Annotated in this window: 23 protein-coding genes; 11 read left to right on the top strand and 12 right to left on the bottom strand. The window is 72.5% G+C overall.

All coding sequences use genetic code 11. The features are described 5' to 3' along the window. Positions 1-218 precede the first annotated feature (218 nt). The 5 genes from ABZK10_RS03860 to ABZK10_RS03840 all read right to left on the bottom strand — a co-directional run bounded on the left by ABZK10_RS03860 (position 219) and on the right by ABZK10_RS03840 (position 5443). Entirely contained in the window at positions 219-1808 is a 1590-nt protein-coding gene (locus ABZK10_RS03860) for a long-chain-fatty-acid--CoA ligase (protein ID WP_353807870.1), read from the bottom strand. Between the two features lie 39 nt (positions 1809-1847). Beyond that, positions 1848-3065: an acyl-CoA dehydrogenase family protein gene (locus ABZK10_RS03855; protein WP_353807869.1), complete on the bottom strand. Its 1218-nt coding sequence runs from the start codon at positions 3063-3065 to the stop codon at positions 1848-1850. After that, the gene (locus tag ABZK10_RS03850; protein ID WP_353807868.1) at positions 3065-4165 is read right to left on the bottom strand and encodes a phosphotransferase family protein; all 1101 of its coding nucleotides are present in this window, start codon (positions 4163-4165) and stop codon (positions 3065-3067) included. The genes ABZK10_RS03855 and ABZK10_RS03850 overlap by 1 nt, the downstream gene beginning before the upstream one ends. A 118-nt stretch (positions 4166-4283) precedes the next feature. Beyond that, complete coding sequence (locus tag ABZK10_RS03845) at positions 4284-4718, bottom strand: acyl-CoA thioesterase (protein ID WP_353807867.1); 435 nt, start codon at positions 4716-4718, stop codon at positions 4284-4286. A 44-nt stretch (positions 4719-4762) separates the two neighbouring features. Then, positions 4763-5443 carry a QsdR family transcriptional regulator gene (locus tag ABZK10_RS03840; RefSeq protein ID WP_353807866.1) on the bottom strand — a complete coding sequence of 227 codons (681 nt, stop codon included), beginning with the start codon at positions 5441-5443 and terminating at the stop codon, positions 4763-4765. 126 nt (positions 5444-5569) lie between these two features. Between ABZK10_RS03840 and ABZK10_RS03835 the strand changes: the two genes are divergently transcribed. The 4 genes from ABZK10_RS03835 (at position 5570) to ABZK10_RS03820 (ending at position 8656) form a co-directional block, all read left to right on the top strand. Next, on the top strand, positions 5570-6772 hold the full coding sequence (locus tag ABZK10_RS03835; RefSeq protein ID WP_353807865.1) for an acyl-CoA dehydrogenase family protein: 1203 nt from the start codon (positions 5570-5572) through the stop codon (positions 6770-6772). 91 nt (positions 6773-6863) lie between these two features. Then, positions 6864-8087: an acetyl-CoA C-acetyltransferase gene (locus ABZK10_RS03830; protein WP_353807864.1), complete on the top strand. Its 1224-nt coding sequence runs from the start codon at positions 6864-6866 to the stop codon at positions 8085-8087. A 57-nt stretch (positions 8088-8144) separates the two neighbouring features. After that, positions 8145-8393, top strand: coding sequence for a type II toxin-antitoxin system Phd/YefM family antitoxin (locus ABZK10_RS03825; protein WP_353807863.1), 249 nt, complete (start codon positions 8145-8147; stop codon positions 8391-8393). Next, positions 8390-8656, top strand: coding sequence for a Txe/YoeB family addiction module toxin (locus tag ABZK10_RS03820; protein WP_353807862.1), 267 nt, complete (start codon positions 8390-8392; stop codon positions 8654-8656). The genes ABZK10_RS03825 and ABZK10_RS03820 overlap by 4 nt, the downstream gene beginning before the upstream one ends. Positions 8657-8674: 18 nt before the next feature. On the opposite strand, the gene ABZK10_RS03815 is transcribed toward ABZK10_RS03820, so the two are convergent. The 5 genes from ABZK10_RS03815 to ABZK10_RS03795 form a co-directional block, all read right to left on the bottom strand. After that, positions 8675-9154: an AAA family ATPase gene (locus ABZK10_RS03815; protein ID WP_353807861.1), complete on the bottom strand. Its 480-nt coding sequence runs from the start codon at positions 9152-9154 to the stop codon at positions 8675-8677. Between the two features lie 72 nt (positions 9155-9226). Then, complete coding sequence (locus tag ABZK10_RS03810; RefSeq protein WP_353807860.1) at positions 9227-9679, bottom strand: prevent-host-death protein; 453 nt, start codon at positions 9677-9679, stop codon at positions 9227-9229. A 31-nt stretch (positions 9680-9710) separates the two neighbouring features. Continuing rightward, complete coding sequence (locus ABZK10_RS03805; protein WP_353807859.1) at positions 9711-10181, bottom strand: MaoC family dehydratase; 471 nt, start codon at positions 10179-10181, stop codon at positions 9711-9713. After that, entirely contained in the window at positions 10178-10930 is a 753-nt protein-coding gene (locus ABZK10_RS03800; protein ID WP_353807858.1) for an SDR family oxidoreductase, read from the bottom strand. The genes ABZK10_RS03805 and ABZK10_RS03800 overlap by 4 nt, the downstream gene beginning before the upstream one ends. A 54-nt stretch (positions 10931-10984) precedes the next feature. Then, entirely contained in the window at positions 10985-12097 is a 1113-nt protein-coding gene (locus ABZK10_RS03795; RefSeq protein ID WP_353807857.1) for an alcohol dehydrogenase catalytic domain-containing protein, read from the bottom strand. Between the two features lie 136 nt (positions 12098-12233). Here ABZK10_RS03795 and ABZK10_RS03790 point away from each other — a divergent pair, with 136 nt between their 5' ends. The 7 genes from ABZK10_RS03790 to ABZK10_RS03760 all read left to right on the top strand — a co-directional run bounded on the left by ABZK10_RS03790 (position 12234) and on the right by ABZK10_RS03760 (position 16537). After that, positions 12234-12587 carry a hypothetical protein gene (locus tag ABZK10_RS03790; protein WP_353807856.1) on the top strand — a complete coding sequence of 118 codons (354 nt, stop codon included), beginning with the start codon at positions 12234-12236 and terminating at the stop codon, positions 12585-12587. A 207-nt stretch (positions 12588-12794) separates the two neighbouring features. Next, complete coding sequence (locus ABZK10_RS03785) at positions 12795-13817, top strand: DMT family transporter (RefSeq protein ID WP_353807855.1); 1023 nt, start codon at positions 12795-12797, stop codon at positions 13815-13817. 81 nt (positions 13818-13898) lie between these two features. Further along, positions 13899-14240 carry a chorismate mutase gene (locus ABZK10_RS03780; RefSeq protein ID WP_353807854.1) on the top strand — a complete coding sequence of 114 codons (342 nt, stop codon included), beginning with the start codon at positions 13899-13901 and terminating at the stop codon, positions 14238-14240. Beyond that, complete coding sequence (locus tag ABZK10_RS03775; protein ID WP_353807853.1) at positions 14237-15163, top strand: SDR family NAD(P)-dependent oxidoreductase; 927 nt, start codon at positions 14237-14239, stop codon at positions 15161-15163. The genes ABZK10_RS03780 and ABZK10_RS03775 overlap by 4 nt, the downstream gene beginning before the upstream one ends. A 10-nt stretch (positions 15164-15173) precedes the next feature. Next, positions 15174-15425, top strand: coding sequence for a hypothetical protein (locus tag ABZK10_RS03770; RefSeq protein ID WP_353807852.1), 252 nt, complete (start codon positions 15174-15176; stop codon positions 15423-15425). Beyond that, positions 15422-15841 carry a pilus assembly protein CpaE gene (locus ABZK10_RS03765; RefSeq protein ID WP_353807851.1) on the top strand — a complete coding sequence of 140 codons (420 nt, stop codon included), beginning with the start codon at positions 15422-15424 and terminating at the stop codon, positions 15839-15841. The genes ABZK10_RS03770 and ABZK10_RS03765 overlap by 4 nt, the downstream gene beginning before the upstream one ends. 168 nt (positions 15842-16009) lie before the next feature. Beyond that, on the top strand, positions 16010-16537 hold the full coding sequence (locus tag ABZK10_RS03760; RefSeq protein WP_353807850.1) for a hypothetical protein: 528 nt from the start codon (positions 16010-16012) through the stop codon (positions 16535-16537). Between the two features lie 48 nt (positions 16538-16585). Here the strand turns inward: ABZK10_RS03760 and ABZK10_RS03755 are convergent, their stop codons facing one another. Both ABZK10_RS03755 and ABZK10_RS03750 read right to left on the bottom strand, forming a co-directional pair. Next, on the bottom strand, positions 16586-17158 hold the full coding sequence (locus ABZK10_RS03755; protein WP_353807849.1) for a GIY-YIG nuclease family protein: 573 nt from the start codon (positions 17156-17158) through the stop codon (positions 16586-16588). 372 nt (positions 17159-17530) lie between these two features. Further along, positions 17531-18055, bottom strand: coding sequence for an NUDIX domain-containing protein (locus ABZK10_RS03750; protein ID WP_353807848.1), 525 nt, complete (start codon positions 18053-18055; stop codon positions 17531-17533).

Here is an 18055-nt window from a genome sequence, read left to right as displayed (position 1 = left end):
GACATTCGACTTGCCCGCGTTGTTCTGCCCGACCAGTAGGTTGACCTTGTCCAGGGGTCCAATAGCGACCGGTGATCCGGTGCTAAAACTGCGGTATCCGCCAACTCCAATGCCACGAAGAGGATTCACCGCTCAACACTGTCAGGACACGGGAGCGGACCCCATGCTGACTCGCGCAAACACAGTCGATTGGCCAGCACTCGGGGCACCGATGAGGATCAACTCGCCGTCGCCACCGCCGCCGAGTACCGCGCCACCAACTCCCGCTTGAGCACCTTGCCGCTCGCGCCGAGCGGCAGCTCGGCGACGAAGTCGATGTGGCGGGGGTACTTGTAGGCGGCCATGCGCTCCTGCGCCCAGGCGATGAGCTCGGCCTCGGTGACGAGGGCGCCGGGCTCGAGCACGGCGGCGGCGTTGACCTCCTGGCCGCGGGTCTCATCTGAGAGGCCGAAGACGGCGATGTTGGCGATGGCGGGGTGCTGGATGAGCACGGCCTCGACCTCGCTCGGGTAGACGTTGTAGCCGTTGCGCACGATCATGTCCTTCTTGCGGTCGCAGATCGTGATGTAGTCGTCGTCGTCTTTCGTGCCGATGTCGCCGGTGCGGAACCAGCCGTCGGTGAACGCCGCCTCCGTGGCATCCGGCATCGCCAAATAGCCCGCGAACAGGGCGTGCCCGCGCACTACGATCTCGCCGGCCTCGCCGTGCGGCAGCAGCACGATTCGATCCTCAACGTCGGCGTCGGTGATCTCCACGTCGACGCCCCAGAGCGGGGTGCCCACGGTGCCGGGCCGGGTCGGCACGCCGACCGAGTTGAACGCCACCGTCGGCGACGTCTCGGTCAGCCCGTAGCCCTCGTGCACCTCGGCGCCGAAGGTGCGCTCGAACTCCTCGAGCACGCTCACCGGCAGCGCCGCCCCGCCCGACACCGCGAAGCGCAGCTGCGGATGCTCCGAATGCGACCTGGCCGCGTGCAGCAGCGCGATGTACATGGTCGGCACCGCCGTGAACAGCGTCGCCCCGTGGCGGGTCATGAGCGCGAGCGCCTCGTCGGGGTCGAACTTCGGCAGCAGGATGATCGCCGCGCCCTTGCGGAACGAGATGTTCAGCACCGCCATCTGCCCATACGTGTGGAACAGGGGCAGTCCGCCGAACACGACATCGTCGCTCCGCATGGGAAACGTGTCGATGAGGTTCGCGTTGACCTGCTCGATCATGCCGAGGTGCATGCCGACCGCGCCCTTCGGCTTGCCGGTCGTGCCGCTCGTGTAGAGCACCGTGGCGGCCTCCATCGGCGAGACCGACGCGTACCGCTCGATGGGCAGGGCGGCGGATGCCTCGTCCTCCAGCCGCGGCACCGCAACCTGGTCCTTCATGGCGTCGGGCAGCAGCACCGAGACCATCGGCACGCCCGCCCGTGCGGCGGCCGCCCCGGCCTCCTGCAGCATCGGCGCGGCGACGACCGCGAGCTTCGCGCCCGAGTCGCGCAGCACGTACTCGATCTCGTCGGCCTTGAAGAGCAGGTGCACCGGCACGACGACCGCGCCGAGCGAGAGCACCGCGTAGTAGACCCGCGCGAAGTCGGGCACGTTCGGCACGATCATCGCGACCCGGTCGCCCGGGCCGACGCCCCGGTCGCGCAGGGCGCCGGCGTAGGCGCGGGTTTGGTCCCAGAGCTCGCCGTACCTGACCTGCTCGTCGTTCCAGATGAGGGCCACGTTGTCGGGCTGCCGGTGCGCGGTCTCGGCGAGGATCGCCGCGATCGACATGGTCGCGCGGCCGTAGCCCTCGATGATGCGGTCGGTCATGTCAGGGTGCCTTTCGTCGTCGTTGACGGTGCGGGGTGGTCAGGCGGGCTCGCGCAGCTGCGCGCGCCCCAGGGAGTTCAGGTGCACCTCGTCGGGGCCGTCGGCGAGGCGCAGGGTTCGGGCGGCAGCGTACATCTCGGCGAGCGGGTGGTCACCCGAGACTCCACCGCCCCCGAAGAGCTGGATGCCGCGGTCGAGGATGCCCTGCACGGTGCCGGGCACGGCGATCTTGATCGACTGGATCTCGGTCATCGCCCGCCGGTTGCCGACGGTGTCCATGAGCCACGCGGTCTTCAGCACGAGCAGGCGCATCGCCTCGAGCTCGACCCGCGAGCGGGCGATCCACTCGCGCACGACGCCCTGCTCGGCGAGCGGCCGGCCGAACGCGACCCGCGACCCGGCGCGCTCGCGCATCAGCTCGATGGCGCGCTCGCCCATGCCGATCAGGCGCATGCAGTGGTGGATGCGGCCGGGCCCGAGCCGCGCCTGGGCCATCGCGAAGCCCTCGCCCTCACCGCCGAGCAGGTTCGCGACCGGCACGCGCACGTCGTGAAACGCGACCTCCGCGTGCCCGCCGTGGTCGCGGTCGTCGTAGCCGAACACGGTCAGCGGCCGCACGACCTCGACGCCCGGTGCGTCACGGGGCACGAGCACCATCGACTGCTGGCGATGGCGCGGGGCATCCGCATCGGTCTTGCCCATCACGATGAACAGCGTCGCATCGGGGTTCATCGCCCCGGTCGACCACCACTTGCGCCCGGTGATCACGAACTCGTCGCCGTCGCGGCGGATGCGGGTGGCGATGTTCGTCGCATCCGACGACGCGACCTCGGGCTCGGTCATGCAGAAGGCCGAGCGGATGCGCGCATCGAGCAGCGGGGCCAGCCACTCGTCGCGCTGCGCCGCCGTGCCGAAGTCGTTGAGCAGCTCCATGTTGCCCGTGTCGGGCGCCGCGCAGTTCATCGCGACCGGCGCGAGCTTCGGGCTGCGTCCGCTGAGCTCGGCGACGGGCGCGTAGTCGACGTTCGACAGCCCTGCGCTGCCGTCGTCGCGGGTGCCGGGCAGGAACAGGTTCCAGAGCCCGCGCTCGCGGGCGGCCCGCCGCAGGTCGTCGACGACCGGACGGAAGTTCCACTCGCCAGGCGTCGCCTCGAGCTGCTCCGCGAGCGCCGGCTCGGCGGGCAGCACCTCCTCGTCGAGGAACGCGCGGGTGCGATCGGCGACGTCGGTCGCGCGGGCGCTGGGTGCGAAGTCCATCAGCGCACCTCCCCGTCGAGCACGGCGAGTCCGTGGCGCGCGAGCGGCGCGACCAGCGCGCCGATGCCGTCGAACCCTTCGCCGAGCGTCTCGCCCGCCCGGTAGCGGTAGTGGATGCCCTCCAGGATGATCGCGAGCTTCAGCGCCGCGAACGCGAGGTACCACGACAGCGATGGCAGGCGGATGCCCCTGAGTTCGGCGTACCGCGCCGCGAGCTCGTCGAACTCCGGGTAGCCCGCGGCCGGATCGACCGCGCTGATGCCGAGGTCGCCGGCGCCGAACCCCACCTCGCCGAGGGTCCAGTAGAGCCCCAGCAGGCCGAGGTCGGCGAGCGAGTCGCCGATCGTCGCCATCTCCCAGTCGAGAATGGCGGCGACGTGCGCGTGACCTGTGCCGTCGCCGGCGACGAGCGCGTTGTCGAGCCGGAAGTCGCCGTGCAGCAGCGACACGTGCTCGGTCTGCGGGATGTCGGCGCGGATGCGCTCGAGCAGCAGGTCGAGCTCGGGCAGGTCGCGGCTGCGCGAGCCGTCGTACTGCTGGCCCCAGCGCCGCACCTGGCGCTCGAGGTAGCCGTCGGGGCGGCCGAAGTCGGCGAGGCCGACCTCGGCGGGATCGAGCGCGTGCAGCGCGGCGAGGCACTCGACGAGTCGCAGGCTGAGGCCGTGCAGCGTCGCGGGGTCGAAACCGGCGTTGTCGTCGGCGGTGCGGAGGGGGCGGCCCTCGACGAGTTCCATCAGGTAGAACTCGGTGCCGACGCCGGCCGCGCCCTCCTCGTCGTCGACGTAGGCGACCGCGCCGGGCACGGGCACATCGGTGCCGGCCAGCGCTGAGATGATGCGGAACTCGCGGCCCATGTCGTGCGCCGTGCGCAGCACGTGCCCGAGCGGCGGTCGGCGCAGCACCAGGGGGCGCGCGCCGCCGTCGATGCGGTAGGTGAGGTTCGACCGGCCGCCGGCGAGGAGCGTGGCGGTCAGGGGACCGGCGGGTGCGTCGGTGAGCAGTTCCGGGTGGTGCACGGCGAGCCACGCCTCGAGTCGCAGCGCATCCACGCCCGCCGGTGCGATGCCGCGCTCGGCGGTGGGCGCCAGTGCTTCGTCCACGTGTCTCGTCCTTCCGGCCGGGCCGCATCGTCGCGTGCATCCGCTGTCGAGAGACTAGCATACCGCCCGGTCGGTTTTATTGCGCGCGACGCCTGTGGGCGGTGCCGAACCCGCATGCTCAGGCGGAGCGGTCGGCGACGACGAGCTCGCGCTCCATCGCCGCCCGCAGCGGTGCCGGCACCGGCGTCGGTCGGCGCGACTCGCGGTCGACGAACACGTGCACGAAGCGTCCGGTCGCCAGTAGCTCGGCGTCGGATGTCCGGAAGATGCCGGTCTCCCACGTCACGCTCGACGTGCCCAGGCGTCCGATGCGCACGCCGACCTCGAGCACGTCGGGGTAGGCGCCCGACGCGTGGTAGTCGCACGACGAACTCACGACGAGTCCGATCGCCTCGCCCTGCTCGATGTCGAGCCCGCGCGCGATCATCCAGGCGTTCACGGCGCTGTCCATCGCCGCGTAGTAGACGACGTTGTTCACGTGGCCGTAGACGTCGTTGTCATTCCACCTCGTCGGGAACAACGCCAGGTGGCCGTAGTCGTCACGGCGAGGCATCCGCTCGCCTGTCGCCGTGCCGGCACGTGCCGGGCGCTCGCCGCTCATCGCCCGAGCACCAGCGCGAACGCGTCGCGCGCCTTGGCCGCGTCGGGCTCGTCGCCCGTGATGAGGTCGGCGTAGATGAACGACTCGGCGATGCGCGCGAGCAGGTAGGCGAGGTCGGCCGTCGGCAGCGGCGGGGTGTACGTGCCGCGCACGGCCTCCTCGTCGATCGCGGTCTCGATCACGACGCGGAGGCGCCGCTGGATCTCGCTGTCAGCGGTCGTCAGCAGCCGCAGCGCGCGGGCGGGCTCGCGGGTGAGGAAGGTGCGGAAGTAGTCGGCGTCGATCAGCGCGTCGACGAACGCGCTCAGCAGTTCGACGAGGCGCGCCGGGCCGTGCAGCTCGGGGTGGTCGGCGCGGTCGAGCGTGGGGATCGCGAGCGACCAGAGCACCTCGCTGAGCAGCGCGTCGCGGTTGCCGACCCATCGGAACAGCGACGTGCGGTCGACGCCGAGGTCGGCCGCGAGCGCGCCCATGTCGATGCGCGAACCGGCGATGAACTCGTGCCGCGCGGCGCGGAACGCCCGCAGCGCGTCGGCGTGCGGTTCGCCCGACATGCCGAGGCGATCGCTGAGTCGGGTCGGCACGGCGCGCACGGCCACGAGCCCGAGACGAGGGGCGGATGCCTCGTCGGCGGCCGGTTCCGCGGGTCGTGTGCCCGTGGCATCCGTCGTCGTCATGCCGTTCCTCTCGCCGGTGTCGAGGCCCACTGTAGCCCGACCGCTGGACAAGTGTGCAACAATCCGTAGAATGTTGCACGCCCCGCCCGGGGTTGCACCGACGACGCTGTCGAGAGGACGCCGACGATGACCGACCAGATGACCACGCTGACCGAGACCCCGCTGCTCGCCGCGGACTTCTACGGGTTCCAGTCGACGCTCACCCCCGAGGAGCAGGCGTCGCTCGGGCGCATCCGCGCCTTCCTCGAGGAGGAGCTGAAGCCCATCGCCGACGACTACTGGGATCGCGCCGAGACCGCCGTGCACTTGATTCCGCGGTTCGCCGAGCTCGGCATCTTCGGCGCAGCGTGGCCCGAGACCCGCCAGTTCGAGAACAGCGACCTCTACCGGGCCTGGATCGCGCTCGAGATCGCTCGCGTCGACCCGTCGACCTGCACCTTCGTGGGCGTGCACAACGGGCTCGGCATGACCTCGATCGCCGTCGGCGGCTCGGAAGAGCAGAAGGCCGAGTGGATGGGGCCGATGGCGCGCGGCGAGATCATCGGCGCGTTCGGGCTCACCGAGCCCGGCCACGGCTCCGACACCGCGCGCGGGCTCGAGACCACCGCCACCCGGAGCGGCGACGAGTGGGTGCTGAACGGCGCCAAGCGCTGGATCGGCAACGCCACCTTCGCCGACATGGTCATCATCTGGGCGCGCGACACCGCCGACGACCAGGTCAAGGGCTTCATCGTGCGCACGCCCGCCATCGGGTTCAGTGCGACCAAGATCGAGCGCAAGCAGTCGCTGCGCGGCGTGCAGAACGCCGACATCGTGCTCGAAGACGTCGTCGTGCCCGAGCGCGACCGCCTCCAGCGCATCGACTCCTTCCGCGACCTCGCCGTCGTGCTGCGGCTCACCCGCGCCGGCGTCGCCTGGCAGGCCATCGGCGTCGCCGTCGGCGCCTACGAGGCGGCGCTCGCCTACGCCAAGGAGCGCGTGCAGTTCGGCAAGCCGATCGCGTCGTACCAGCTCACCCAGGAGAAGCTCGCCACGGCGCTGTCGAACATCACCGCGTCGATCGCCATGTGCGTGCGCCTCGCCGAGATGGAGGGGCAGGGCGAGCAGTACGACGAGCACTCCGCCATGGCCAAGGCGTTCACGACCAAGCTCATGCGCGAGACCGTCGCGCTCTGCCGTGAGATCGCCGGCGGCAACGGCATCCAGCTCGACCACGGGCTCGCGCGGTTCTTCGCCGACGCCGAGGCCGTCTACACGTTCGAGGGCACGTACGACATGAACCAGCTCATCGTCGGACGCGCCATCACGGGCATCGCGGCGTTCCGCTGAGCGTGCATCCAGTGGCATCCGTCACCCTTGACCCAGACCCCGCAGGCGCGGTCGCCGGCCCGCGGGAACCCCGACCCGAAGGAGCATCCGCATGACCGAAGCAGTGATCGTCTCGACCGCCCGCTCGCCCATCGGGCGCGCCCGCAAGGGGTCGCTCGTGAGCATGCGCGGCGACGACATGGCCGTGCAGATGGTCGCCGCCGCCCTCGCGAAGGTGCCCGAGCTTGACCCGCGCGAGATCGACGACCTCATCATGGGCTGCGGGCAGCCCGGCGGCGAGCAGGGCATGAACATCGGGCGCGTGGTCGCGGTGCTGCTCGGCATGGACCACCTGCCCGGCACGACCGTGAACCGGTACTGCTCGTCGAGCCTGCAGTCGACGCGCATGGCGTTCCACGCGATCAAGGCCGGCGAGGGCGACGTGTTCATCTCGGCGGGCGTCGAGGCCGTGAGCCGCATGGGCATCGGGTCGTCGGACTGGATTCCGGGCGCCTCGCTCGAGAACCCCGTGTTCGGGGAGGCCGTGGCGCGGTCGGCGCGGTCTGCCGAGGGCGGGACGACGTGGCACGACCCGCGCGAGGACGACCTGCTGCCCGACGTGTACATCGCGATGGGGCAGACCGCCGAGAACGTCGCGCAGCTCACCGGGGTCTCGCGCCAGGAGCAGGACGAGTACGCGGCGCTCAGCCAGAACCGGGCCGAGCAGGCGATCGCCGACGGGTTCTATGCGACGGACATCACGCCGCTGACGCTGCCCGACGGATCGGTCGTATCTGCCGATGACGGGCCGCGACCGGGCGTGACCGTCGAGGCGCTCGCCGGGCTGCAGCCGGTGTTCCGGCCCGATGGCACGGTCACGGCAGGCAATGCCTGCCCGCTGAACGACGGGGCCGCGGCGCTTGTGGTGATGAGCGATGCGAAGGCCGCCCAGTTGGGGCTGACCCCGCTCGCCCGCATCGTGTCGACCGGGGTGACCGGGCTCTCGCCCGAGATCATGGGGCTCGGGCCCGTGGAAGCGAGCCGGCAGGCGCTGGGGCGTGCCGGGCTGACCATCGACGACATCGACCTCGTCGAGCTGAACGAGGCGTTCGCGGCGCAGGTCATCCCGTCGGCGCGCGAGCTCGGCATCTCGTGGGACAAGCTCAACGTGCACGGCGGGGCGATCGCGGTGGGGCATCCGTTCGGCATGACCGGCGCGCGCATCACCTCGACGCTGCTCAACGGGCTGCGGGCGCGCGACGCGCAGTTCGGGCTCGAGACCATGTGCGTCGGCGGCGGCCAGGGCATGGCGATGGTGGTCGAGCGCCTGAGCTGAGGGTCGCTGCCGACGCGTCCTGAGTGGTACCATATCTTGTACCACTGAGGAGGAGTCATGGCCATCACCACGAGCGAGGCGCGCCGCGATCTCTTCGGTCTGATCGAGCGCGTGAACCTCGATCACACCGAGGTCGAGATCACGTCGAAGCGCGGTTCCGCGGTGCTCATGTCCAAGGCGGAATACGACTCCCTGCTCGAGACCACCTACCTGCTCCGCTCCCCGGAGAACGCCCGACGCCTCATCCGGGCGATGGAGCAGGCGCGCGATGGCGAGGTCGCCGAGCACGGACTGCAGGAGCAGTGACGGCGCGGAAGCTCGCCTGGACCGCCGACGGCTGGGACGACTACCTCTACTGGCAGACGCAGGACCGCAAGACGCTCAAGCGCATCAACCTGCTCATCGAGGACATACTGCGGGATGACCCGTTCGAGGGCGTCGGCAAGCCCGAACCGCTCAAGCACGCGCTGGCCGGCGCCTGGTCGCGGCGCATCGACGAAGCGAACCGCCTCGTCTACACGGTCACCGAACAGTACGTGATCATCCTGCAGGCCCGCTACCACTACTGAGAGCGGTACGGCCTCGCGTCAGGCGCGGCCGAGGATGCGCGCGACGATGTGCTCGGGCGACTCGTCGGGGCCGATGCGCTGCTCCTCGACGAAGTCGAGCGGCTGCCAGCCGTGGTACCACTCGCGCATCTCGTCGACACTGAACTCATCGGCCAGCGGACGTGTCGCGTGCCGTCGCGCGGTCTCGTCGAAGTCGAGGTCGAACGCGAAGAAGCGGGCATCCGTGGCATGCGCCGCGATGCGCTCGATCATCTCGCCGTAGCGGTGCGTGCTCAGGATACCCTCGAGGATCACGTGGTCGCCGCGGCGGAGGCAGTGCACGGCGGCGAGCTCGAGCAGCTCGGCGTGCGCCATGTCGTCGTGGTCCGACTCGCGGTAGACCTCGCGGCGGAAGTGGTCCTGCCCGAGGTTCGCGGTCGGCCCCTCGAGTTCGGCCTGCAGCAGGCGCGCGACGGTGCTCTTCCCCGACCCTGAATTGCCGCGCAGCACGATCAGCACAGTGGGGAGACTAGCGCCGCTTGGCGCGGATGAGCGCTACTTGGTGGCGTTTGGGTGGTGCATGTGCACCCGCTACGGCCGGGTGACGGGTTCTGCTGCGGCTTCCCAGTCGACCGGGCCGCTCGTGAGTCCGCCCGCCACGGCGAGTGCGGTCTCGCGCCATGCCGTCAGCTCGGCGACCGCGAGATGGGCCTGGTTCGTAGCGAACGAGGCGCGCGCGGCGCGAACGAGGTCGTCTGCGCAGGTCGCCTGATCGGCGGGCTCGAGCGCGAGCATCCACGGCAGGCGGTCGGCCATGCGTTCCGCGAGGGTTCCCTCGTCGTCGATCGCGGCCCCGATGATCTGCGCAGCGAGTTGGAGCAGCGACTCGCGCGCGTCGGATTCGCGCTGTGACATCAGCACCAGGGACTCGCCGTCACGCCTGGTCACCCGAATGGGGTGCTCGACGGCTGCCGCGAACACCTTGCTCGAGTGGCGGCTCAGATCTGACGACTGGAACGACTCCGGCGGGGGCGCGGTCTGCATGCCACCATTCTATTCAGAACACGTTCTGAACTCAAGGGCGCGGCACGACGAGCGTCAGCCACTGCGCCGCCAGCGCGGGCGTCTCCGACTCCTCGATCTCGACGGTGAGGTCCTGCGTCACGCGGACCCCGGAGCGCCCCGGCGTGGCATCCGTCACCTGCCCCACGACCCGCACGCGCGAGCCGACCGTCACAGGTGCGAGGAACCGCACCCGGTCGAAGCCGTAGTTCACGCCCATCGCGACGCCACGCACGTCGAGCAGCGGCGAGGCGAGCGCCGACAGCAGCGACAGGGTGAGGAAGCCGTGCGCGATCGGCGCGCCGAACGGGCCGGCCTTCGCGCGCTCTACGTCGACGTGGATCCACTGGTGGTCCTCGGTCGCGCGGGCGAACTCGTCGATGCGGGCCTGGTCGATGGTGAACCACTCGCCCGGGCCGAGCGCGACCGGGCCGGCGGCGACGGCCTCGACGAGCGCGGCGGGGGAGTCGAACGTCGCGCTCACGAGGTCGGCCCGCCCGCCACGTAGAGCACCTGGCCCGAGCAGAACCCGGCCTCCTCGGAGCAGAAGTACGACGCCGCGGCGGCGATGTCGTCGGGCACGCCGGCACGTTGCACCGGGATCTGCTGCACGGTCGCGGCGACGAACTCGTCGAACGGCACCCCGATGCGCTCGGCGGTCGCGCGGGTCATGTCGGTCTGGATGAACCCCGGCGCGATGGCGTTCGCGGTCACGCCGTAGCGGCCCAGCTCGATCGCGAGCGTCTTCGTGAAGCCCTGCATGCCGGCCTTCGCGGCCGCGTAGTTCGCCTGCCCGCGGTTGCCGAGCGCCGACGTGCTCGACAGGTTCACGATGCGGCCCCAGCCGGCCTGCACCTGGTGCGCCTGCACCGCCCGGCTCATCAGGAACGCGCCGCGCAGGTGCACCTGCATCACGAGGTCCCAGTCGTCGTCGGTCATCTTGAAGAGCAGGTTGTCGCGCAGGATGCCCGCGTTGTTGACCAGGATCGTGGGCGCGCCGAGCTCGTCGGCGACGCGGGCGACGGCGGATGCCACGGCGTCGGAGTCGGACACGTCGGCGCCGATGCCGATCGCGCGGCCGCCCTCGGCGGTGATGGCGTCGACCGTCGCTGCGGTCGCGTCCTCCTGCAGGTCGATCACGGCGACGGCGTTGCCGTCTGCGGCGAGTCGGCGGGCGACGGCGGCGCCGATGCCGCGGGCGGCACCGGTGACGATGGCGATGCGTTCGGTCATGGGGTCCTCTCGGTGGTGGTGGGGTCAGCGGGTGGCGGTTCGGGGAAGGGGGAGTCAGGGGTGGATGAGCTGCCGGAGCACATGGCCGCCGGCGAGCGCGTCCATGGCCTCGTTGATGTCGGCGAGCGCGACCTCGCCCGAGACGAGCCGCTCGACGGGCAGGCGGCCGGCGCGCCAGAGGTCGACGTAGCGGGGGATGTCGCGCGACGGCACCGACGAACCGAGGTAGCTGCCGACGACCGTGCGCGCCTCGGCGGTGAACGTGAGCGGCGCGAGGGTCGCGGTGGCGTCGGGGCGGGGGAGGCCGACGGTGACGGTGGTGCCGCCCGGTGCGGTGGCGGCGAAGGCGGTCTCGAAGGCGCGCGGATGCCCGGCGGCCTCGATCACGGCAGGCGAGCGGATGCCTCGGGCGGCAAGCTCCTCGGGCGTGTACGTCTCGACCGCCCCGGCGTCCCGTGCGGCGTCGAGCTTGTCGGGCAGCGCGTCGACGCCGATCACGGGGTGCCCGAGCGCGACCGCGACGAGCAGCGCGGCCATGCCGACCCCGCCGAGCCCCACGACCATGACCGGCTCGCCGGCCGCGGGCCGCGCGGCGTTGAGCACGCCCCCGCCGCCGGTGAGCACCGCGCAGCCGAGCAGCGCCGCGACGTCGGGCGGCACGTCGGCGTCGACCGGCACGATCGATGCGCGGTCGACCACGGCGTGGGTGGCGAAGGCGGATGCCCCGAGGTGATGGTGCACGTCCTGCAGGCCGTTCGTGCCCGGTCGGTGCAGCCGACGCGCCCCGCCGAGCAGCGTGCCGGCCGCGTTCGCGGCGCTGCCGCGCTCGCAGGGGAGTCGCCCGTCGGTGCGGCAGCCCGCGCACGCGCCGCAGCGGGGGAGGAAGGTGAGCACGACGCGGTCGCCGGGAGCGAGGTCGTCGACGTCGGCGCCCGCGACCTCCACGATGCCGGATGCCTCGTGCCCGAGCACCATCGGCGTGGGCCGCACGCGGTTGCCGTCGACGACGGACAGGTCGGAGTGGCAGATGCCCGCGGCCTCGATGCGCACGCGCACCTCGGTCGGGCCGGGGTCGTCGAGGGTGACCTCCTGCACGGTGAGCGGCCGGCTGGCCGCGAACGGGCGGGCGCGCCCGCACTCCTCGAGCACGGCTGCCGTGATCTGCATCGGACCCTCCTCGGTCGTGGCCGACTCCTAACATACCGAACAGTCGGAATGTTCGCATGTCGACGTGCACTCCGTGCGTGAACGGCCATCAACAATCCGGCGACCGCCGTCGGTGCGGCCGCATATCCTTGACGGTGTGGATCGACAGCCCGAAGTCCCGCGCCGCCGCGACGTGCGCACGGGCGACGGCATGGCTCCGCGCGAGGAGCGGCTCCACATCGCCCGGCACGTCGCCGGAGACCCCCGCGACGCGCGGCACCGCGGCGAGCCCGACGTGCGGCGCGACGCCTCGTCCGATGCGCGCAGCTCGGAGGCATCCGAGACCTCCCGCCGGCGTGACGAGCGCACGCGACTCCGCCGCACGGTGATCCGCGATGCCGGCCAGCACGGCTACGAGGAGCGCCCCGCGCTGCCCACCGCCCCGCACCGCCCGCGCGGCCGGCGCGCCCGCCGCGACGACGCCGGCGACCCGACCGTCGAGCTCGGTTGAGCGGGCGCCGGGCGTCTCGACGCGCCGGCGCACCGGCCGGCGCGCCCGCCGACGCACCCGTCCGCACGCCCGCCGGCGCCCACGGCTGAGGTCGGCCGCGACCCGCGTCGTTCGTCCCCACCGCGTTCCTGCCGACGATCGGCGGATTCCGGACAGCGCACCCGCCGGCACGCCGGACGCGGGCCGCCCGCGAGTAGCGTCCAGATCGTGACACACGGCAGCACCGGGGCGATCGCCCCGACCCCCGGCGCGACGGCGGCACCCGCGTCCGCATCCGGCACGGCGACCGGCCCCGGCCGGGCATCCGTCGTGCTGCAGTTCCTCGGCATGGGCCTGTTCTGGGGGTCGAGCTTCCTCTTCATGAAGGTCGCCCTCGACGGCGTCTCGTTCTCGCAGGTCTCGTGGTCCAGGCTCGTGCTCGGCGGCGTCACGCTGGGCCTCATCGTGCTCGTCATGCGCCCGCGCGTCGGCACGGGGCCGGTGCTGCCGAGGGAGCCGATCGTGTGGCTGCACTTCACGGTGATCGCGATCACCTTCTGCGTCATCCCGCACACCCTGTACGCGTGGGCCGAGCAGTACGTGACCTCGAGCCTCGCGTCGATCTACAACGCGGCCACGCCCATCGCGACCGCCCTCATGGCGACGCTCGCGTTCCGCGTCGAGAAGCTGAGCGCGCTGCGCTGGGCGGGCGTCGCGGTCGGCATCGGCGGCGTGATCGTGATCATCGCCCCGTGGCAGGTGCGCCTCGGCGGGGAGCTCGCCGGGCAGCTCGCGTGCCTCGGCGCGGTCGTCTGCTACGGGTTCATCCTCGGCTACACCAAGAGGTTCCTGAGCTCGCGGCCCATCGCGCCCGCGACCTTCGCCTTCCTGAACATCGGCATCGCGGGGGTGATCATGGCGCTGCTCACCCCGGTCGTCGCCTGGCAGCCCGTGCAGCTCGACCTCCCGGTGGTGGCGAGCCTCGTCGCGCTCGGCGTGCTCGGCACCGGGCTCGCCTACGTCTGGCAGGTGAACGTGCTGCGCGCCTGGGGGCCGACGGGCATGTCGACCGTCACCTACGTGACCCCGGTCGTGGGCGTCGTGCTCGGCGTGCTGCTGCTGCACGAGCGATTCGGCTGGCACGAGCCGGTCGGCGCCGTGCTCGTGCTCGCGGGCATCCTGCTCGCGCAGGGCCGGGTCGACGCGCTGCTCGCGAAGCGCGCGGTCGCGCGGGGTGCCGCGCCAGCGTGAGGCGCGTGGCACCCGGCCGCTCGTCCCGGCCGGTGACCCGCGCCGCGACCGCCGTGCCCCCGACTCGCTAGGGTCGTTCACATGGCTGAGATCCGCCCCGACGACCAGGCTGCCGTGATGACGGAGCTGCTGGGCATCCGCTCGAGCATCGACAACATCGACGCGGCGCTGATCCACCTGCTCGCCGAGCGGTTCAAGTTCACGCAGAAGGTCGGCCGCCTGAAGGCCGAGCACGGCCTGCCCCCGTCGGACCCCGAGCGCGAGAAGCGCCAGATCGCGCGCCTGCGCGCGCTCGCCGTCGACGCGCACCTCGACCCCGCCTTCGCCGAGAAGTGGTTCAACTTCGTCGTCGCCGAGGTGATCCAGCACCACGAGCAGATCGCGGGCGAGGCGACGGATGCCTCGGGCGGGCCGACCGCATGAGCTGGTACCCCGTCGCGCTGCCGCGCCTCGACGGCCGCACCTACGTCGTCACCGGCGCGAACGCCGGCCTCGGGTTCTTCACCAGCGCCCGGCTCGCCGAGGCGGGTGCGCACGTGGTGCTGAGCGGACGCAGCCCCGACCGCCTCGCCGCGGCCGTCGCCGCGATCCGGAAGCGCGTGCCCGGGGCATCCGTCGACACGCTCGTCATCGACGTCTCGTCGCTGGAGTCCGTCGCCGCCGGAGCCTCCCAGCTGCTCGCCCGCGCCCGCATCGACGGGCTCGTGCTGAACGCCGGATCGGTGCATCCGTCGCGCACCCGCGAGGTGTCGGTCGACGGCCACGAGCTCGTGCTCGCCACCAACCACCTCGGCCACTTCGCCCTCGTCGCGCAGGTGCTGCCCGCGCTGCAGCGGGCGGATGCCGCGCGCATCGTCTGGCTCGGCTCGCTCGCCTCCCGCCTCAGCGGGTTCGACGTCGACGGGCTGCAGCTCGAGGAGGGCTACGACTTCTGGACCGCCTACGCGCACTCCAAGATCGCCGCGCAGTCGACCGGCTTCGAACTCGCCAGACGCCTCACCGCCGCCGACTCGACGGTGTCGAGCATCGTCGCGCACCCCGGCTACTCGATCAGCGGACGCACGCCGTTCGTGCACGGGGTCAACGAGCCCACGGGCATGACCCGGTTCGCCGACAACCTGCAGGCGCCGTTCACGCAGGGCAAGCACCGCGGTGCGGCGCCCGTGCTCGTCGCTGCGGCCTCGCCCGAGGCGCGCAACGGCGACTACTGGGGGCCGCGCGGGTGGACCAAGGGCGAGCCGACGCGCCAGCACCCGGCGCGCACGTCGACCGACCGCGCGCTCGCGACCAGGCTGTGGACGCTGTCGGAGCAGTGGACCGGCCAGACCCTGACGGTGGCCGCATGAGCGGGCCGCGATGACGGGCGAGTCGCTGGGCGGCCGGCTGTGGTCGGGGTTCCGCCGGCGCGCGGCCGAGGTGCTGGTGGTCGTCGGCGCCGTCGTGGTGGTGCTCGCGCTCGTGACCTCGCGGTTCGGGTTCATCCTCGTCGGGCTGATGGTCGTGGTGGTCGGCGCGGGCATCCGCGCGCGCACCACCCGCGGCCGCGAGCCCGACCCGGAGCCGAAGCGTCGTCGCCGTCGGGATGCGGCGAACGGGGGCGGCGCATGATCAGCCGCGAGCTCGGGCTCGCCCTGCGCGAGGCGGGGCTGGTGTGGCATCCGGCATCGGGCGACCGCTTCCAGCTCGACCTCACGAGCGACGTCGAGCCCGAGATCGAGGCCGACGTCTTCACCGTGAGCGACATGACGATCGAGCCGCACGACTACGCGACCGGCACGATCCTCGGCTTCAACGGCACGACCGAGTGGGCGCTCGACTCGGTCGACATGTCCGACGCGGTCTGGCTGCCGCGCGAGGACCAGCTGCGCGAGCTGCTGCGGAACACCTTCCGCTCGCTCCGCCGCCTCGAGGACGCCTTCGAGGTCGAGATCGAGCTCGGCGGGCAGCGCCTGCGCTTCGAGCACCCCGACCCCGCCGAGGCCTACGGCATGGCGCTGCTGGAGCTGGTCGGCCGCACGCGCTGACGGCCGGCCGTGGTCGGTCGGCGCGCGCGTGGCGGAGCGCCGAGTCGTCACGGACTGTCGGAATCCGGCGGCGGAGGCGACATCTCGTGGCGACTCGTGGCGACTCGATGCGAGCGGCGCGGGGCGCGGGGCGCGGGGGTGGGCCGGGCCCGGTCGTATCATCGGGCCATGTCGAATGCCGCGGACGCCGCGATCGTGCGGGCACGCGGTGCGCTCGTGGCCGCCCGGGCCGCGCTCGTCGAGGCCGACGCCCGCGATGAGGCGCTCGCGGAGTTCGAGCCGTCGCGTCGCGTGCTCGGGATCGCGCGGAAGCCGCGGATGCATCCGCTCGGCCGCGTCTGGCGCCTCGGCGTGCTGCTGCTCGGCACCGACGGCGCCCTGCACGCGACCGGTGACGTGACCCGCGCGACCCCGCCCGGTCGTGCGACCTACCAGGCGAACTCCGCCGAGGTGCGGCGCATCTACCGTGCAGCCGCGTTCGAGGGGCCGTTCGCGCGCGACGAGACGGTGAACTTCCACGCCCGCGAGATCGCGCTCGATCCCGACGCGCTCGCCGCCTCCGACGGCCCGCTGCTGCTGCGCGACGGCGACCTGCTCGTGCGCTGGAACCCGTCGATGGACGACGCCGTCATCGCCTTCGACCGCTACCTCGCCGACCGCGTGCAGCTCCTGGTCGAGCCGCCCGAGGGCGCCTGAGCGCGCGTTCCGCGTCGTCGGGCACGGCGGTGGGTTCGCCCGTGATGCCTACGCGCCGCGGAGCGCGAGCTCGGTGCTGACCCAGCGGGCGTAACGGTGCCACGGGTCGTCGCCGCTCGCGCGGAGCGCGGCGACGTGCGCGTCGAGCTCGGCGTTCGCCTCGAACCACTCGGTGCCCGGGATGCGGTGCGCGGCGAACTCCGCGTGCCGGCGCTGTTCGAGCGCCCGCCCGCCGCGCTCGAACGCGAGCACCTCGTCGTGGGGCAGCGCCGCGAATCGGCCGCGCGGATTCGCAGTCGTGCCGATCTTCACCCGGTCGTCGAACCGCAGGTAGTAGACGACGTCGACCCGCGGCGGCGCATCGCCGTCGGGCACCTCCCCCACGCGCCACTCGCACGCCGCGCACAGCCATCCCGACGGATACCGCACGCCCACCCGCCCACCGCATGCGCGGCACGGCGCCGGCAGCAGGTCGGTCTCGCCGACGCCCCGCGCGACCCAGTCGTACGCGGCGAGCAGGTGCGCGGTGCAGAGCGGCACCGGCGCACCGGGCTCGACCTCGCGCGCGCACGCGCCGCCCGAGGCATCCGCCCCGCAGCACCCGCCCGCGCCCTCGGTCATGCCCGCACCCTACGCTCGACCCCCGACCCCCGACCCCCGACCCCCGACCCCCGACGCGCGACCCCCGACGTGCGAGACGTGGGAGAACCCGTGCAGCGGGTACCGGCGGCGCGCCGTGTGGGCGAGTGCCTCCTCCGTTCGGCCCAGCCCGGGTAGGCGGGCCTGCGGAGGGCGAAACGGAGGAGATTCGGCGGTGCGGGGGCGGCGGGGGCGGCGTGTCGGCGAAGTCGTCCTCCGTTCGGCCGAGCCCGGGTAGTGGGGGCGGGCCTGCGGACCGCGGACTGCAATCTGCGAAACGGAGGAGATTCGGCGGTGCGGGGGCGGCGGGCGCGGCGTGTCGGCGAATTCGTCCTCCGCTCGGCCCGCCGGCGCTCAGAACCCGAACGGCGTGATCGCGGCGAGCGTGCCGTCGCGGAACCCCTCGAGCACGGCGCGCTCGTGGTGCACGACGAGGTCGGGCAGCGCGTCGAGGGCGAACCACTCGAGCGCGTCGGCCGTCGACTCCTGCAGCGCGGGCTCGCCCGACCAGCGGCGGCAGGCGAACGCGAAGTCGACGCGCTGGTCGGCGGGCCGCTCGGATCCGGCCCGGCGGTGCAGGGTCGTCAACGGCAGCAGGTCGGATGCCGCGATGCCGACGCCGATCTCCTCGGCCGCCTCGCGCGCCGCCGCGGTCGCCGCCGACTCCCCCGGGTCGACATGCCCCGCGGCGGAGGCACCCCACCAGCCGTCGTAGAACCCGGTGCCGGCGCGCCGCTGCAGCAGCACGCGCTCACCGCCGCCGTCACCGGAAGCCGCGAGCAGGAACACGTACGCCGCCGGCACGAGCGCGAACCGCCCGTGCGCCGCCGCGTACTCGGCCGTGTACCCGCGCGGCCCGCCGTCGGGTTCCGCGGGCAT

Origin of the sequence: Agromyces sp. SYSU T00194, from assembly GCF_040496035.1 — a bacterium.
In the GTDB taxonomy this organism is placed as follows: domain Bacteria; phylum Actinomycetota; class Actinomycetes; order Actinomycetales; family Microbacteriaceae; genus Agromyces; species Agromyces chitinivorans.
This window is presented reverse-complemented; position numbering and strand designations above follow the sequence as displayed.

Bases quoted from the DNA above. Each gene is read 5' to 3' on its own strand.
- ABZK10_RS03860 (WP_353807870.1), bottom strand. From the start codon at position 1,808: ATGACCGACCGCATCATCGAGGGCTACGGCCGCGCGACCATGTCGATC.
- ABZK10_RS03855 (WP_353807869.1), bottom strand. From the start codon at position 3,065: ATGGACTTCGCACCCAGCGCCCGCGCGACCGACGTCGCCGATCGCACC.
- ABZK10_RS03845 (WP_353807867.1), bottom strand. From the start codon at position 4,718: ATGCCTCGCCGTGACGACTACGGCCACCTGGCGTTGTTCCCGACGAGG.
- ABZK10_RS03840 (WP_353807866.1), bottom strand. From the start codon at position 5,443: ATGACGACGACGGATGCCACGGGCACACGACCCGCGGAACCGGCCGCC.
- ABZK10_RS03835 (WP_353807865.1), top strand. From the start codon at position 5,570: ATGACCGACCAGATGACCACGCTGACCGAGACCCCGCTGCTCGCCGCG.
- ABZK10_RS03830 (WP_353807864.1), top strand. From the start codon at position 6,864: ATGACCGAAGCAGTGATCGTCTCGACCGCCCGCTCGCCCATCGGGCGC.
- ABZK10_RS03825 (WP_353807863.1), top strand. From the start codon at position 8,145: ATGGCCATCACCACGAGCGAGGCGCGCCGCGATCTCTTCGGTCTGATC.
- ABZK10_RS03810 (WP_353807860.1), bottom strand. From the start codon at position 9,679: ATGCAGACCGCGCCCCCGCCGGAGTCGTTCCAGTCGTCAGATCTGAGC.
- ABZK10_RS03800 (WP_353807858.1), bottom strand. From the start codon at position 10,930: ATGACCGAACGCATCGCCATCGTCACCGGTGCCGCCCGCGGCATCGGC.
- ABZK10_RS03795 (WP_353807857.1), bottom strand. From the start codon at position 12,097: ATGCAGATCACGGCAGCCGTGCTCGAGGAGTGCGGGCGCGCCCGCCCG.
- ABZK10_RS03780 (WP_353807854.1), top strand. From the start codon at position 13,899: ATGGCTGAGATCCGCCCCGACGACCAGGCTGCCGTGATGACGGAGCTG.
- ABZK10_RS03775 (WP_353807853.1), top strand. From the start codon at position 14,237: ATGAGCTGGTACCCCGTCGCGCTGCCGCGCCTCGACGGCCGCACCTAC.
- ABZK10_RS03770 (WP_353807852.1), top strand. From the start codon at position 15,174: ATGACGGGCGAGTCGCTGGGCGGCCGGCTGTGGTCGGGGTTCCGCCGG.
- ABZK10_RS03765 (WP_353807851.1), top strand. From the start codon at position 15,422: ATGATCAGCCGCGAGCTCGGGCTCGCCCTGCGCGAGGCGGGGCTGGTG.
- ABZK10_RS03760 (WP_353807850.1), top strand. From the start codon at position 16,010: ATGTCGAATGCCGCGGACGCCGCGATCGTGCGGGCACGCGGTGCGCTC.
- ABZK10_RS03755 (WP_353807849.1), bottom strand. From the start codon at position 17,158: ATGACCGAGGGCGCGGGCGGGTGCTGCGGGGCGGATGCCTCGGGCGGC.
- ABZK10_RS03750 (WP_353807848.1), bottom strand. From the start codon at position 18,055: ATGCCCGCGGAACCCGACGGCGGGCCGCGCGGGTACACGGCCGAGTAC.